Source organism: Streptomyces sp. cg35, from assembly GCF_050410835.1.
Classification (GTDB): domain Bacteria; phylum Actinomycetota; class Actinomycetes; order Streptomycetales; family Streptomycetaceae; genus Streptomyces.
Map to the genome: position 1 here is coordinate 5,996,547 of NZ_CP191268.1, position 15,621 is coordinate 6,012,167.

Sequence of the window (15,621 nt, forward strand, 5' to 3'; positions counted from 1 at the left end):
CCCATGCAGCGACCGGGAGTTACGCCCCTTCTTTGAGTACTCGGGTGATCAGCCTGCGCTGTTCTTCGGTGAGCCGGGGGTCCGCGCAGTACACCGTCCTGCCGTCCACGGTGATGGTGTAGCTGAACCCGTCGGGAACCCCTATGGGCGGCGTGCCCCGGCCCGCGGCCATCGCCTTCTCGGCCAGGACCTGCCACTCATGGGCGTCGGCACGGCCCGCCGTGTCGACCTCCGCGTGCCGGTCGATGCCGGCGAATCCGCCCGTGCGCGTGACGTGGATACGCATGGGTCCCTGTCTACTCCACATCCGGGCCGCGAGTCAGTGCGTCGGTACGCCGACCTGCTCCCACGCCTTCAGCACGGCCTGCTGCTCCTCGCCGCCGCCGAACCGGGCCTGCGCGGCCTTCACCGTCAGCTTCGCGAAGTCGGCGAACAGGGCGTCCTGCTTCAGCTCACCGCCGGTCAGGGTGTCGTACCAGATCTGCCCGGCCCGCTCCCACGCGTGACCGCCCAGCGACTCGGCGAGGATGTAGAAGGCGTGGTTGGGGATGCCGGAGTTGATGTGCACGCCGCCGTTGTCCCGGCCGGTCCGCACGAAGTGGTCCATGTCGGCGGGCTGCGGGTCCTTGCCGAGCACATCGTCGTCGTACGCCGTGCCCGGGGCCTTCATGGAGCGCAGGGCGACGCCCGTGACGCGCGGCGCGAGCAGCCCCGCGCCGATCAGCCAGTCGGCCTCGGCGGCGGTCTGGCCGAGCGTGTACTGCTTGATGAGCGAGCCGAAGACGTCCGACACCGACTCGTTCAGGGCGCCGGGCTGGCCGAAGTACGTCAGGTTCGCCGTGTACTGCGTGACGCCGTGGGTCAGCTCGTGGCCGATGACGTCGACGGGGATGGTGAAGTCGAGGAAGATCTCGCCGTCACCGTCGCCGAACACCATCTGCTCGCCGTTCCAGAAGGCGTTGTTGTAGTCCTCGGAGTAGTGCACCGTCGCGTTCAGCGGCAGGCCCTCGCCGTTGATCGAGTGACGGGTGAACTTCTCCAGGTACAGCTCGAACGTCGCGCCCAGGCCTGCGTACGCGCGGTTGACGGTCGCGTCCTTGCCGGGCTTGTCGCCCTCCCCGCGGACCTTGCGCCCCGGCAGCTCCGTGTGGTGCCGGGCGTCGTAGACGGTGCGCTGCGGCTGCTCCGCCGGGGTGCCGGCGGGCGGGGCGACGGACGGGGCGCCGATGACGGTCGTCATCCGGCGGCGGGTGCGCTCGAAGGCGTCGCGCTCCAGGCTCCTGCGGGCCTTGACGGCGATCGCCGCCTCGCCGGACTGCGCGGCCCGGTCGAGGATGTGCGGCGGCACGATGGTGCAGAAAACGGGCTCGAACCCTTGCGGGCTGCCCGTCGGGTTGGCGGTCATGCGAGGCAATGTGGCACTGGGTCATGCCGCTGTCACTACCTGCAACAATGATTAGTGAAATAGAGGTATTGATCACCTCTTACCCGTTACCTGACGCGGATCCCGCATACTGATACGGGCCCGCGCGTCCGGCGAGACTCGGCTAAGGTGCGGAGCATCATGCGTTACGGGCTGCTTCTCCTTAGCTGCCGCGGCGAGGGCCTGTAGTCGAGGCCGACCCCCTCCCCGCGGAGTTTGGCGTTGCGCCGTCGGCCGCCTTACCGGCCACCCTCGAGGAGCCCCACGCATCATGCCGAACTTCCAGCGCCCCAGCGCCCTGCCGATCCACAAGTACGGCCGGTACGACCAGGTCGACATCCCCGACCGCACGTGGCCGAACAACCGGATCACGGTCGCGCCCCGCTGGCTCTCCACCGACCTGCGCGACGGCAACCAGGCGCTGATCGACCCGATGTCGCCCGAGCGCAAGCGCCGGATGTTCGACCAGCTGGTCAAGATGGGCTACAAGGAGATCGAGGTCGGCTTCCCGGCCTCCGGGCAGACCGACTTCGACTTCGTACGGTCGATCATCGAAGAGCCCGGCGCGATCCCGGACGACGTCACGATCTCCGTACTGACCCAGGCCCGCGAGGATCTGATCGAGCGCACGGTGGAGTCCCTGAAGGGCGCCAAGCGCGCCACGCTCCACCTGTACAACGCCACCGCCCCGGTCTTCCGCCGGGTCGTCTTCCGCGGCTCCAAGGACGACATCAAGCAGATCGCCGTCGACGGCACCCGCCTGGTGATCGAGTACGCGGAGAAGCTGCTGGGCCCGGAGACGGAGTTCGGCTACCAGTACAGCCCCGAGATCTTCACCGACACCGAGCTGGACTTCGCGCTGGAGGTCTGCGAAGCGGTCATGGACGTCTACCAGCCGGGCCCGGGCCGCGAGATCATCCTGAACCTGCCCGCCACGGTCGAGCGTTCCACCCCGTCCACGCACGCGGACCGCTTCGAGTGGATGCACCGCAACCTGTCGCGCCGTGAGCACGTCGTGCTCTCCGTCCACCCGCACAACGACCGCGGCACCGCCGTCGCCGCCGCCGAGCTGGCGGTCATGGCCGGCGCCGACCGCGTCGAGGGCTGCCTGTTCGGCCAGGGCGAGCGCACCGGCAACGTCGACCTGGTCACCCTGGGCATGAACCTGTTCTCGCAGGGCGTCGACCCGCAGATCGACTTCTCCGACATCGACGAGATCCGTCGTACGTGGGAGTACTGCAACCAGATGGAGGTCCACCCGCGCCACCCGTACGTGGGCGACCTGGTCTACACGTCCTTCTCCGGCTCCCACCAGGACGCCATCAAGAAGGGCTTCGACGCCATGGAGGCCGACGCCGCCGCCAAGGGCGTCACCGTCGACGACATCGAGTGGGCCGTCCCGTACCTGCCGATCGACCCGAAGGACGTCGGCCGCTCCTACGAGGCCGTGATCCGCGTCAACTCGCAGTCCGGCAAGGGCGGTATCGCGTACGTCCTGAAGAACGACCACAGCCTGGACCTGCCGCGCCGTATGCAGGTCGAGTTCTCCAAGGTCATCCAGGCGAAGACGGACGCCGAGGGCGGCGAGGTCACGCCGAAGGACATCTGGAGCATCTTCCAGGACGAGTACCTGCCCAACCCGGACAACCCGTGGGGCCGCATCCAGGTCAAGACCGGCCAGACCACGACCGACAAGGACGGCGTGGACACGCTGACCGTCGAGGCCGAGGTCGACGGCGCCGAGCGGGTCCTGGTCGGCACCGGCAACGGCCCGATCTCCGCGTTCTTCCACGCACTGCAGGGCATCGACATCGACGCCCGCCTGCTGGACTACCAGGAGCACACGATGAGCGAGGGCGCCTCCGCGGTCGCCGCCTCGTACATCGAGGTCGCCATCGGCGACAAGGTTCTGTGGGGTATCGGGATCGACGCGAATACGACACGTGCGTCGCTGAAGGCGGTCGTCTCCGCGGTCAACCGCGCGGCCCGCTGAGGCGGTTGAGCTGCGCGAACGCGGCCCCGTACACCTTTTGTGGGTGTGCGGGGCCGCGGCGTGTCTCGGCCAGTCACCCCGATCTCCGTGACCTTGGCGTGACCAAGGTACTGACGCCGCATCAACAATGTGGCTAACATCACGCCAACGCCGCGATGTTGCGGCGCCGTTAAACGGAGGTGTGCGACGTGCTGCCGATTTGGGGACGTATGCGGCGAACCGGGGTCTCGCGGGTCCTCGGCGTGCACACCACATGGACCACCGTCGGCGACGGGGAGTTCTTCTGCCCGGGCTGCGGCGGTGACCGCAACTACCAGCGGCGCACCGGCCGGCGCCGCTTCACCGTGCTCGGCGTGCCGGTGGTGCCGCGCGGCGAGACCGGGCCCGTCGTCCAGTGCGCCGCCTGCGAGGGCCGGTACGGGACGGAGGCGCTCGACCACCCGACCACGCACCGCTTCTCGGCGATGCTCCGGGACGCCGTGCACACGGTCGTGCTGGCGGTGCTCTCGGCGGGCGGCTCCTCCTCCCGCACGTCGCTGGAGTGCGCCGTCGGCACGCTGCGCGGGGCCGGCTTCGACGACTGCTCCGAGGAACAACTGGCCGCGCTGGTCGAGGCGTTGATGACGGACGCCGGGCGACTGCCCGAGCACTGCGGGCCCGCGGCCGGGCTCGCGATCGAACTGCACGAGGCGCTCGACCCGCTCGCCCAGCACCTCGCCCCGGCCGGACGGGAATCGATTCTGCTGCAGGGCGCGCGGATCGCCCTGGCCGACGGGCCGTACTCGGCGGCGGAGCGGGACGTCCTGGGCACGGTGGGCGCCGCCCTGACCATGTGTACCGACGAGGTCGGACGGCTGCTGGTGGCGGCGGCGCGGACCCCTTCGTAACTCCCCTTGTCATAAACGGGGTTACTTCGTTCACGTCTCTCCCCGGACCGCTCCCGTGACACGTTTCGCGGGGCACAATCGTCTCTCCGGGCAGGCGCGGGTGGACGAGGGGGAGCGCGTGAGGCACGGCATGCGCTGGGCGCTGGTGGTGGCTCTGAACGTGGCGGCGTTCGCGGGTGTCTTTCTGATCTTCTACGCCGCCGACGTACCGCTGCTGCCCGCCTCCGACGAGGGGCGCATCGCGGTCGGGGTCGCGGCCGCCACGGTCGCCGCGACGGTGGGCGGGGCATGGGGCGCCTGGTGGGCACCGCGAGCGGTGGCGCCGACGGCGGCGGGCGGGCCGGAACCCGGGCCGCAGCCCGGAGTACGTCTCGAACTGCCCCACGCGACGGTGACGGTGCACGGCGGCCCCGGGCAGGCCCCGCCCCGGCCCCCTGTCTACCGGGGCGATCTGCCGCACGAACCGGTCGGCTTCCAGCCCCGCGAGGACCTGCTCGCCGCGCTCGCCGCCGCCAACGAGGAGCACCGCTTCACCGTCGTCCACGCGGTGACCGGCGCGCGGGGCGTCGGCAAGACCCAGCTCGCAGCCGCCTACGCCCGGCGCCGGATCGAGGAGGGCTGGCCGGTCGTGGCCTGGATCACCGCGGAGAACGGCGGGCAGCTCACCTCCGGACTCGCCGACCTCGCCGACCAGCTGGGGGTGCGCGAACCGGCCGACGACACGGCGACGGCCGCCCGCGCGGCCCTCACCTGGATCGGGCAGAACCCCGATCCGTGTCTGATGGTCCTGGACAACGCGACGGACCCGGACGAGGTGCTGCGCTGGCTCCCGACGGCCGGGCGCGGCCGCGCCCAGGTGGTCGTGACGGCCACGGCGCAGTCCTTCGAGAACCTCGCCGGGGCCGGAGCGCGCGTCGACGTCACGGTGTTCACGCGGGAGGAGGCCCTCGACTTCCTGCGCCACCGCACGGCCGTGCCCCCGTCCCCGGACACCGACGCGGCGGCGCTGGAGGTCGCCGAGGAACTGGGCCGGCTGCCGCTCGCGCTCGCTCAGGCCGCGCAGGTCATCCGGATGCGGGGGATCGGGTACCGGGGCTATCTGGAGCGGCTGCGGGCCTATCCGCTCGGGGACGTCCTCGAGCGGGTGCCGGGGGAGCGGTACCCCCATCGGGTCGCCGAGGCGGTGCTCCTCTCGGTCGACCAGGCGGAGCACGGCGAGGCGGGCGCGGTCGTCCGGACGCTGCTGGAGGCGCTGTCCGTGCTGTCGCCGGCCGGGGTGCCCCGTGAGGTGCTCTACGGGGTGATGCGGCAGGCCGGGGTCGAGGACGGGGCGGGAGCGGAGGCGGCGCTCGGGGCGCTGACCCAGGCCTCACTGGTCACCGACGCCGGGGCGGACGCCGTGGCGGTGCACCGGCTGGTGCAGCGGGTCGTACGGGAACGCGCCGGGGAGGGCATCCGGCCGGTGGTGCGGGCCGTGACGCGGCACCTGGCGGAGGTGCTGGTCCCGTCCCTGGAGGCATGGGAGCGACGGGAGGTCGGAGGGCAACTGGTCGACCAGATCGACGCGTTGTGGAACACCGTGCGCGAGGACCTGGCGGAGTACGAGGAGGAGGACCAGGAGGCCCTGGTCGACCTGCGGTACTGGGCCGGTTACGAACACCTCGGGGAGGTGGGGGCGATGGGACGGGCGGTCGAGTGGGCCGTGGACACCAGGAAGGCGTGCGAACGGCTGCTGGGCGAGGAGAGCACCGGCTTCCTCCGCGCCCTGGAGTTCGAGGGAGACATGCACGCGTGGGTGGGCATCACCCAGAAGGCGCTCGACGAGCGGGGCAGGCTCCTCGAGATCACCGAGCGGCGCCATGGCCCCGACCACGAGAAGACCCGCAACGCGCGCATGGATCTCGCCAGTTCGTACCAGTCCGCGGGGCGCTACGAGCAATCGGTGCCCATGTACGAGGCGTTGGAGCGGGACGAGCGACGCCTCCACGGCGCGGACCATCAGCGGACCCGTACCGCGCTGCGCCGCCTGGCGGACGCGTACGCGGCCGCGGGCCGGCTCCGCGAGGCGGCCTCGATCGTGGACCGGATGCGCACGGAGTGGTCGCGGGACACCCGGTCCACGGCATCGGGCCTGGACTCCCTGCGGGGGCTCGCCGAGGCCTATGGCTCGGTCGGTCAGGACGCCGAGGGCGCGGCACTGCTGCGGCGCTATCTCGAGGAGTGCGAGGCCTCCTACGGCGCGGACGCGATCCAGACGATCGGCGCCCGCAACGACCTGGCCCTGCAGTACATGGACGCAGGTCTGCAGGACGAGGGCCTCGCCGCCGCGCAGCGGGCGCTCGCGGACGCCGAGCGGGTCCTCGGCCCGCAGGCGGCGGACACCGTCGAGTTCCGCGACACGCTCGCCACCTGCCTTCAAGGGGTCGACCGCGACGACGAGGCCATGAGCCTGTTCCGGCGCGTGGTCGACGACCGGATCGCCCTGCACGGCCCGGATCATCCCCGGGTGCTCGGCGCCCGCGGCCAACTCGTGTGGTCCCTGGACGAGTCGCGGCGGCACGCCGAGGCGTACACCGCCCAGACCGAGCTGATCGCCGACTACGAGCGGCTCCTCGGCGCCGACCATCCGAGCACGTTCGGTGTCCGCCGGTTCCACGTCCACCTGTGCACGCGGCACGGACGGATCGGGGAAGGAGTCGCCCTCGCACGCGAGCTCCTGGCCGACCACGAGCGGGTGCACGGCCCCGACCACCCGCGGACGGTCGACATGCGCCTCGCCCTTGCCGACGCCCTGACCGCGGCCGCCGAGTACCAGGAGAGTCTCACCCTGTTGAGAGGGGCGGTGCGGGACACCGCGCTGACCCTCGGCGCCGGGCACCCGTGGACGTTCGCCGCGCGCGCCCGCCTCGCCGGGGTGCTGACCAGTCTCGGCGCGTTCGAGCAGGCCCGTGAGCTGCGCGAGGCGAACGTGGCCGAGTACACCCGGATCCACGGGAGCGAGAACACGCAAGTCGTCTACGCCCGCAGCGACTTGGCCGACGCGCTCACCGCGTGCGAGCGCCACGACGAGGCGCTCGCGCAGCACCGCAGGGTCGTGGACGACATGGCGCGCATCCGCGGCGCGGACCACCCGGCCACGCTCCTTGCCCGGCGCTGGCTGGCGACCGCCCACGGCAAGGCGGGACGCCACCGGGAGGAGTGCGCACTGACCCGCGCGGCCCTCGCGGACACCGAGCGCATGTACGGCGCCGACAGCCTGCTGACCCTGGCCACGCGCGCGGAGTACGCGTCGGCGCTCCTCTCCGTCGGGCTCGGGCGGGCGGCACGCCGTCTGACACGGGACCTGTACGCCGATTACACGCGTCTGCTCGGCCCGGGCCATCCGCAGACGATCGGCCTGCTCGACGACGTGGCGGACGGCTACCGCGCGGTGCAGCGACGTCTCAAGGCCCTGCGGATCCGGCGGCGCGTGCTGCGTGCGCAGGAGACGAGATCGGGCCCCTGGAGCTGGGCCTCGATCCACGCACGCCGCAGCCTGGGCTCCGCCTACTGTTCCGTCGGCCTGGTCCGGCGCAACGCCACCCTGCAACGGCGCCTCCTGGAGGATCTGACGGCGCACTTCGGCCCGGACCACGTCGCGACCCTGATGCAGCGCGACTGGTGGTCCTTCGCCCTGCGCCGCGCGGGGCGCTGGCGCAAGGCCGCGGCCGTGGCCCGGGCCCGCGGTACCGACTACGCCCGGCTGTACGGCCCCGACCATCCCTGGACCCTGGGCGCCCGCCGGTTCACCGCCACCACCCACCGGCGGACCGGCCGGGTCCGTACCGCCCTCGCTGAGTACGAGGCGCTGGCCGCCGACGAGGCGCGCATCCACGGCCGGGATCACCTCCAGGCCTGGTACGCGCGCGGCCGGGTCGCCTACGCCCTGCTCTGGGCCTGCCGCCCCCATCGCTCCGTCGCCGCGTTCGACGCCGTGATCCGGGACGGCGTGCGCCTGATGGGCGCGGACAGCCCGCAGGTCGTGGGGCTCGCCCGCTGGCGCTACCCGCTGCTGTGCCTGGCCACCGGCCACTGGGTCCGGCTGCGCGGCGCGCTCCGCCTGCACAGCCGCCGCCCCGAACTCCCCCGGGAATAGCCGCGGTTAGGGTGGGCCCGTGGCCGCTCACCCGCACCGCCCCGCGCTCCTCGTCATCGACATGCAGCACGACATGCTGCCGATCATGCATCGCGCCGAGGAGACCATCGGCGTCATCGCGGGCCTGCGCTCCAGGGCGCGGGCGGCGGGTGTTCCCGTCGTCACGGTGCGGCAGGAGGGTGCCGGGCCCGTCGTGCCCGAACTCGCGCCTGACAAGGGTGAGTTGCTGGTGACCAAGTCGACCGCCGACGCGTTCCTGCGGACCGGGCTCGACGCGGCACTGCGCGAGCTGGGCGTCACCGAGCTGCTCGTCACGGGCTTCGCCACGGAGAACTGCGTGGAGACGACCGCGCGCCGGGCCCTCAGCGAGGGCTACGACCTGGTGCTCGTGGCGGACGGGCACACGACGTCCGTCCGCCCCGCCACGACGGACTTCGCCCCGCCGGACCGGTCGATCGCCCACCACAACGAGATCTACCGGCACATCGACTTCCCCGACCGGGGCATCCGCGTACGGCCGGCCGCCCAGGTCGACTTCGCCGCGCCCGGAGAGCCGGTGAACAGGGGCTGACCGGTCAGCGGACCTCCTGGACGAGGTCGTGCGTGGACTGGTCCGCGCGGACCGGATGGTGGCACCGGTGGACGTGCCCGCCGGTCCCCTCCGGCTCGGGCATCGCCGCCGCGCAGACCGCGTCCGCCCGCCAGCACCGCGTACGGAACGGGCAGCCGGACGGCGGACGCGTGGCCGACGGCACCGGGCCGGCCAGCGGGATCGGGTCGACCGGGGCGAGCAGCCCGGGCGTCGCCGAGAACAGGGCGCGCGTGTACGGGTGCCGGGCCCGGTCCAGGACGTCGGCGGCGGGCGTCTCCTCCACGATGCGGCCCAGGTACATGGTGATGACCCGGTCGCTCATCCGGCGCACCGTCTGGATGTCGTGCGAGACGAAGACCAGGGCGAGGCCGAGGCGTTCCTTGAGATCGAGGAGGAGGTTGAGGATCTGGGCGCGCACCGACACGTCGAGGGCGCTCGTCGGCTCGTCGGCCACCACCAGGTCCGGCTCCAGGGCCAGCGCCCGCGCGATGGCGACCCGCTGCCGCTGCCCGCCCGACAGCTGCCCGGGCAGTGCATCGGCCAGCGCCTTCGGCAGGCCGACCAGCCCCAGCAACTCCCGTACCCGCACATCGCGTGCGCCGCTCGTGCGGTACCGGTGCACGTCCATCGGGTCGCGCACGATCTGCCGTACGGTCAGCCGCCGGTTCAGGGCCGTCGAGGGGTCCTGGAAGATCATGCCGACGCCGGTGCCGACCGCCGCGCGGCGCTCGGCGGCGGGCATGGTCCACAGGTCGCCGCCCCGGTACGTCACCGTTCCCGAGGCCGGTCTCTGGACGCCCACCAGGACCTTGGCCAGGGTCGACTTGCCGCAGCCCGATTCGCCCACGACGCCCAGGGTCTCGCCCGGGGCGACGGTCAGGTCCGCCGCCGTGAGGGCGTGGACGCGGTCGCGGCCGAAGAGGCCGCCCGAGCGTGCCTTGTGCACTACGTGCACGTCGGTCAACTCCACCAGTGGTGTGGTCATTTCGGCTCCCTCTCCGCCTCGGCGCCGCGCGCCGGGGGCACCGTGGCCGGTGGCGCGTCCGCGGCGCCGTCGTGGTCGCTCGCGCCGTTCCCCGCGTCCTTGTGGGGCGCTGCCGGGTGATGGCACGCCGTGGCGTGCGCCGCGCCGCCCACCAGGTCCGGGGCCAGGTCCCGGCACACCTCCGACGCCAGCGGGCAGCGGTCCGCGAAGCGGCAGCCCGCCGGGAAGTCTGCCGGGGACGGGACCACGCCCTTGATCTGGGTGAGCCGGTCGGCCGCCGACTCCAGGGAGAGCACCGAGCCCAACAGGCCGCGCGTGTAGTGGTGCCGGGGTGCCCCCACCAGATCGGCCGTCACTCCCGTCTCCACGATCTGGCCGCCGTACATGACGACGACCCGGTCCGTGACGTCGGCGACCAGCGCCAGGTCGTGCGAGACGAGGACGAGCGCGAAGCCCAGCTCGGCGCGCAGCCGCAGCAGCAGCTCGATGATCTGCGCCTGCACCGTCACGTCGAGCGCCGTCGTCGGCTCGTCGGCGACGATCAGCTTCGGGTCGCGGGACAGTGCCATGGCGATGAGGACGCGCTGGCGCTGACCGCCGGACAGCTCGTGCGGGTAGCTGCGCAGAGTGCGGTCCGGGTCGAGCCCGACGAGGGCGAGGAGCTCGGCGGGGGAGCGGCGGCCGCCGCGCCGGACGACCTGCTTGAGCTGCGCACGCACGGTCATCGCCGGGTTCAGGGACGACAGCGCGTCCTGGTAGATCATCGCCATGTCGTGGCCGAGCAGCCGGCGCCGCGCACTCATCGGCAGGGACGTCAACTCGGTCCCGTCGAACGTCACTTGTCCCTGGACGCGGGCCCCCTTGGGCTGCAGGCCCATCACGGTCAGCGCGGTCAGCGACTTGCCGCAGCCGGACTCGCCGACCAGGCCCAGGACCTCACCGGGGCGTACGTCGAAGCCGATGCCGTCGACGATGTCGACCCCGCCGTGCCGCGCGTCGAAGCCGATGGCGAGGCCCCGCACGGAGAGCACCGGCGGCCCGTCGGGCAGCGGCCGGGCGCGGGCGCGCAGCCGGGCCGCGGCCTGCGTGAGCCCGGGGAGTTCGAGGACCTGGCCGGTGCCGGGCGCCGCGGCCTCCAGCCGGTCGGGTTCCTCGGCCGCCACGTCCCGCGCGGCCGGCGCCGCCCACGCGTCGGAGACGCCTTCGCTGAGGACGTTGAGGGACAGGACCGTGACCAGCATCAGCAGGCCGGGGAAGACGGTCGCCCACCAGCCGCCGATCAGCACCATGTTCTTGCCGTCGGCGATGACGCTGCCCCAGGACGGGTCCGGCGGCCGCACGCCCGCGCCGATGAAGGACAGCGACGCCTCGAAGACGATCGCCTCCGCGACCTGCACCGTGCAGAACACCAGGATCGGCGCCGCGCAGTTGATCGCGACGTGCCTGAGCACGATGTGCGGGGTGCGGGCCCCGATGACGCGCTCGGCGGTCACGTAGTCCTCGCCGTACTGGTCCAGGACGTTGGCGCGGACGACCCGGGCGATGGGCGGCGTGAACAGGAACGCGAGCGCGCAGATCAGCACCGGGATCCCGCCGCCGAACACGGCGACGAGCACGGCCGCGAGGGCGATCCCGGGGAACGCCATGACGACGTCCAGGCAGCGCATCAGGGTCTCGTCGACGGCCTTGCGGGACGTCGCGGCGACCGCGCCGAGGACCGCGCCCACGACGAGCGCGAGCAGGGTCGCCCCGAGCCCGATGGCGAGGGACCACCGGGCCCCGTACATCAGCCGGCTGAGGATGTCCCGGCCCAGGCTGTCCTGTCCCATCCAGTGCGCGCCGGACGGATGACCGGTGCCGTCCACCTGCGCCTGCTGGTCGAGCGGGTCGTGCGGGGCGAGCAGCGGGGCGAACAGGGCCATGAGCACGACGACCGCGAGAACGCCGAGCGCGATGCGGGAGCGCAGCCGAGCCCCTCCGGCGCGTGAGGAGCGGAGTCCGGGGCGGAGCCCCGAGGCCTTCACGACAGCCCCCGCAGCCGCGGATTCACCAGCAGATACAGCACGTCGATCACCAGGTTGACGACGACGAACCCGACGGCCGTCGTCAGTACGACCCCCTGAACCACGGCGGGGTCCCCGTTCTTCACCGCGTCGATCATCAGCTTCCCCATCCCGGGCAGCGAGAAGATCGTCTCCACGACCACCGCCCCGCCCAGCAGATAGCCCACTCGCAGGCCGAGCACGGTGAGCGGGTTGATCAGGGCGTTGCGCAGCACGTTGCGGCCGACCACGACGAGCGGCGGGAGCCCGCTGCCGACGGCCGTGCGCACGTAGTCCTTGTCGAGCTCCTCCACCACGGCCGTCCGGACGATCCGGGTGAGCTGCGCGGCGACCGGCAGCGACAGGGCCAGCGCCGGCAGCGTCATGCACGTCAGCCAACCGGTGAGGGAATCGGCCGGGTTGACGTAGCCGCCGGTCGGGAACCAGCCCCGGTCCACCGCCAGGTACTGGATCATCAGCAGCGCCAGCCAGAACCCCGGCGCGGCCACCCCGGTCAGCGACACGACCCGGACGACCTGGTCCCAGGTCCGGTCGCGGTGGATGGCCGCGCTGATGCCGAGCACCAGCGACACCACCACGGCGATGCCGAGGCCGAGGAACGTCAGCTGCAGGGTGAGCGGCAGCGCGGTGGTGACCTGCTCGACGACCGGCTGCCGGGTCAGCACGCTGATCCCCATGTCGCCCTGGAGCAGATCGCCGACGAAGTGGAGGTAGCGCAGCGGCAACGGGTCGAGCAGCCCGTTGCGTTCCCGGAACTCGTGCAGCTGCCGCGGCGTCGGGTTGGCGCCCTGGAAGTACGCGGACGCCGGGTCGACGTCGGCGAAGCGCATCACGAGGAACACGAACAGGACGATGCCGAGCAGCAGCGGCACGAGCAGCACGAGGCGCCGGGCGAGAATTCTGGCGATCACGGCCACGGGCGTGAACTCCCTTGTTCGAGGCGGAGCGTGTACCGAGGCGGAGCCTGTCCTACGCGGGGTGGGCCTTGAGCAGGTTGATCCCGGGGTAGGGCTGCGCCTGCACACCGGTGATCTTCTTGCCGTCCCACGCGGTCATCAGCTCGTTGTGCACGACGGGGTAGATGACGGCCTGCTCGGCGACGACGTCGAGATAGTCCTGGATCATCGCCTTCTTCCTGGCGGCGTCCGGCTCCCGCGTCGCCTGGTCCATCCGCCGGAAGAGCTGCTTGGCCGTGGGGTCGTCCGCCCAACGGGCGTACCCCATCCACGTGTTGGCGGGCCCGTAGTTGTAGTGCATGATCAGGTCCGCGTCGAGGCCGAACTGATTGGGATTGGAGGCCGCCGCCACCACCTGGAAGTCCTTCTTCTGGTCCAGCTTCGTGAAGACCGCCGTGGTCTCCTGCGGGTCGAGCGTGGTCCTGACGCCGATCGCGTCCCAGGACGCCTTGATGGTCGGCAGACAGTCCACGATCCACGACACGTTCACGGCCATGAGGTTGATGCGCAGACCGCTCACCCCGGCGTCCTTCAGCAGCCGCTCGGCCTTCTCCGGGTCGTAGCCGTAGACCGGCTTCGCGTCGCGGTGCGCGGGGTTCCCCTCGTCGAGGAACGACGTGGCCGCCTTCCCGTGCCCCTTGAGCGCGACCTCGATCATCTTCTTCCGGTCGATCGCGTAGTGCAGCGCCTGCCGCACCCGTACGTCACCGAACGGCTCGTGCGCGGTGTTGAACAGCAGGAACAGGTTGTTCATCCCGGCGCCGCCCTCGACGGTGAGCCCGCCCTTCTCCAGCTGGGGGACATTGGCGTACGGGACGTTGTCGGCGATCTGCGCGTCGGCGCTGCCCCCGGAGATCTTCGCGACCCGCGGCGCCGCGTCGACGATGGTCAGCCAGTTCATCTTCTTGAAGGCCGGTTCACGCGGGCCGTTGTAGTCCGCGAAGGCCTCGAAGGTCGTGTTCACCTTGGGCTGGTGCGAGGTCTGCCGGTACGGGCCCGAACCGACGGCCTTGCCCTTCATCGCGTCGTCCCACGCGCCGGGCCGCGAGAAGACGTGCTTCGGCATGATCTTGGCGAGGGTCAGCCGGGCGATCCCCTCCGGGAAGGGGAACTTGAGGACCAGCTCGACCGAGGAGTCGCCGGTCTTCCTGACCTCCTTCAGCCAGCTCTCGAAGAATCCCTTGGCGAGCGTCTGCGTGTCCGGGTCGAGGATCCGGTCGAAGACGAACACCACGTCGTCCGCCGTCACCGGCTTCCCGTCGTGCCAGGTGGCGCCGGAGCGCAGCGTGAACGTCCATGTCGTCCCCTTGAGCTGGGCCGCGTCCGGCACCTCGGTCGCGAGTGCCGCGTACGGAGCCCGGGTGATCGGGTCGGTGTCGACGAGCCCCTCGTAGATGTGGTGGTTGCCGGCCATCGCGAACGCGGACGCCGTCAGCGTCGGGTCCCAGCTGCCGTCGTTGCCGTAGCCGATGACGGCCGTCAGGGACGTCGAGCCGCCCGCGCCGTCGTCGTCACCGGTGTCGTTCGTGGACTTCGGACCGGACGAACAGGCGGACAGCGACGTGGAGATGGCGGCCGCGGCGCCGAGGGCGCCGGTGTACTTGAGGAAGGAACGGCGGCCGGTCGCGTCATGGTCGCTCATGGTGCCTCCAGTGACTCCGGTGAGAGGACCGCCCGGCCGGGGAGGTGCACCGGAGCCGGGAGATCCAACGTCCTACGTCTGGGTAGCGACGTGACCATAAGAGGCCCCGCAGGGGCGGTCAAGAGATCGCGCAGCATCGCGCGGAGAACCTCTTTCGCCCCGAGGTGGGACGTGGGATGTCCCGAGCGCCTACGATGCGGCGCATGTCCGACGACGAGCCCGGCGGCCCGGCCGTACGCCATCGCCGCGTCAGCCACCAGGTCCGGCGCGCGGTGACGCAACTGATCCTGGACACGGGCTTGCGGCCCGGTGAACTCCTGCCCACGGAAGCCGAGTTGATGGACACCCTCGGCGTGAGCAGGAACTCGGTGCGAGAGGCCCTCAAGGCCCTCCAGGCCCTCGACATCGTGGAGATCAGACACGGCTACGGCACCTACGTCGGCCAGGCCTCGCTGACCCCGCTCGCCGACGGCCTCACCTTCCGCACCCTGCTGCGCCCCGCCGACGACGCGCACGCCCTCGCCGAGATCCTCCAGGTGCGCGAGGTCCTCGAAGAAGGACTGATCCGGCGGGTCGCCGCGGCCCCGCCCGACGACGCCGTCCTGGACCGACTCGACGTGATCGTACGGAAGATGAGCGAGGCGGGGCAGGCCGGCGAGCCGTTCGCCGACCTGGACCGCGCCTTCCACGAGACGCTCTACCGCTCGCTCGGCAACGAACTGATCCCGCAGCTGCTCGGCGCGTTCTGGAACGTGTTCGACCGGGTCGCCGGGGTGCGCCGGTGGGCCCACGACCCCGCGCCCGAGGTGACCGTCGAACGGCACCGCGCCATCGTGGCCGCGCTGCGCGCCGGGAACGCCGCCGGGGCGCAGGAGGCCATGGCCCACCACTTCCGCGGCATCGAGGCACGCGCCGAGCAGGAGACCCGCGGGGTCGGCTGAGCTC

Annotated in this window: 11 protein-coding genes; 5 read left to right on the forward strand and 6 right to left on the reverse strand. The window is 71.8% G+C overall.

Annotated elements, in window-relative coordinates; genetic code table 11:
- Nucleotides 1-19 precede the first annotated feature (19 nt).
- Nucleotides 20-286: a protealysin inhibitor emfourin gene (locus tag ACQUQD_RS27355; RefSeq protein ID WP_428954783.1), complete on the reverse strand. Its 267-nt coding sequence runs from the start codon at nt 284-286 to the stop codon at nt 20-22.
- Between the two features lie 33 nt (nt 287-319).
- On the reverse strand, nt 320-1,405 hold the full coding sequence (locus ACQUQD_RS27360; protein WP_428954784.1) for a M4 family metallopeptidase: 1,086 nt from the start codon (nt 1,403-1,405) through the stop codon (nt 320-322).
- 289 nt (nt 1,406-1,694) lie between these two features.
- Here ACQUQD_RS27360 and leuA point away from each other — a divergent pair, with 289 nt between their 5' ends.
- The 4 genes from leuA to ACQUQD_RS27380 all read left to right on the forward strand — a co-directional run bounded on the left by leuA (nt 1,695) and on the right by ACQUQD_RS27380 (nt 9,009).
- Nucleotides 1,695-3,416, forward strand: coding sequence for a 2-isopropylmalate synthase (gene leuA / locus ACQUQD_RS27365; protein ID WP_428954785.1), 1,722 nt, complete (start codon nt 1,695-1,697; stop codon nt 3,414-3,416).
- A gap of 209 nt (nt 3,417-3,625) precedes the next feature.
- A complete protein-coding gene (locus ACQUQD_RS27370) occupies nt 3,626-4,303 on the forward strand; it encodes a TerB family tellurite resistance protein (protein ID WP_428954786.1) in 678 nt (225 codons plus the stop codon).
- 118 nt (nt 4,304-4,421) lie between these two features.
- Complete coding sequence (gene fxsT, locus ACQUQD_RS27375) at nt 4,422-8,438, forward strand: FxSxx-COOH system tetratricopeptide repeat protein (protein WP_428954787.1); 4,017 nt, start codon at nt 4,422-4,424, stop codon at nt 8,436-8,438.
- Between the two features lie 19 nt (nt 8,439-8,457).
- Nucleotides 8,458-9,009, forward strand: a complete 552-nt coding sequence (locus tag ACQUQD_RS27380) for an isochorismatase family protein (protein WP_428954788.1) — start codon at nt 8,458-8,460, stop codon at nt 9,007-9,009.
- Between the two features lie 4 nt (nt 9,010-9,013).
- Here the strand turns inward: ACQUQD_RS27380 and ACQUQD_RS27385 are convergent, their stop codons facing one another.
- Genes ACQUQD_RS27385 through ACQUQD_RS27400 form a run of 4 tightly spaced genes read right to left on the reverse strand, consistent with a single transcriptional unit; the run spans nt 9,014 to nt 14,676 of the window.
- The gene (locus tag ACQUQD_RS27385) at nt 9,014-10,015 is read right to left on the reverse strand and encodes an oligopeptide/dipeptide ABC transporter ATP-binding protein (protein WP_428954789.1); all 1,002 of its coding nucleotides are present in this window, start codon (nt 10,013-10,015) and stop codon (nt 9,014-9,016) included.
- Nucleotides 10,012-11,982, reverse strand: coding sequence for a dipeptide/oligopeptide/nickel ABC transporter permease/ATP-binding protein (locus ACQUQD_RS27390; RefSeq protein WP_428957669.1), 1,971 nt, complete (start codon nt 11,980-11,982; stop codon nt 10,012-10,014). The genes ACQUQD_RS27385 and ACQUQD_RS27390 overlap by 4 nt, the downstream gene beginning before the upstream one ends.
- Nucleotides 11,983-12,035: 53 nt before the next feature.
- Complete coding sequence (locus ACQUQD_RS27395) at nt 12,036-12,995, reverse strand: ABC transporter permease (RefSeq protein WP_428954790.1); 960 nt, start codon at nt 12,993-12,995, stop codon at nt 12,036-12,038.
- A 52-nt stretch (nt 12,996-13,047) separates the two neighbouring features.
- A complete protein-coding gene (locus ACQUQD_RS27400) occupies nt 13,048-14,676 on the reverse strand; it encodes an ABC transporter substrate-binding protein (protein ID WP_428954791.1) in 1,629 nt (542 codons plus the stop codon).
- 194 nt (nt 14,677-14,870) lie between these two features.
- On the opposite strand from ACQUQD_RS27400, the gene ACQUQD_RS27405 reads away from it, so the two are divergent.
- Nucleotides 14,871-15,617: a FadR/GntR family transcriptional regulator gene (locus ACQUQD_RS27405; RefSeq protein WP_428957670.1), complete on the forward strand. Its 747-nt coding sequence runs from the start codon at nt 14,871-14,873 to the stop codon at nt 15,615-15,617.
- Nucleotides 15,618-15,621 lie beyond the last annotated feature (4 nt).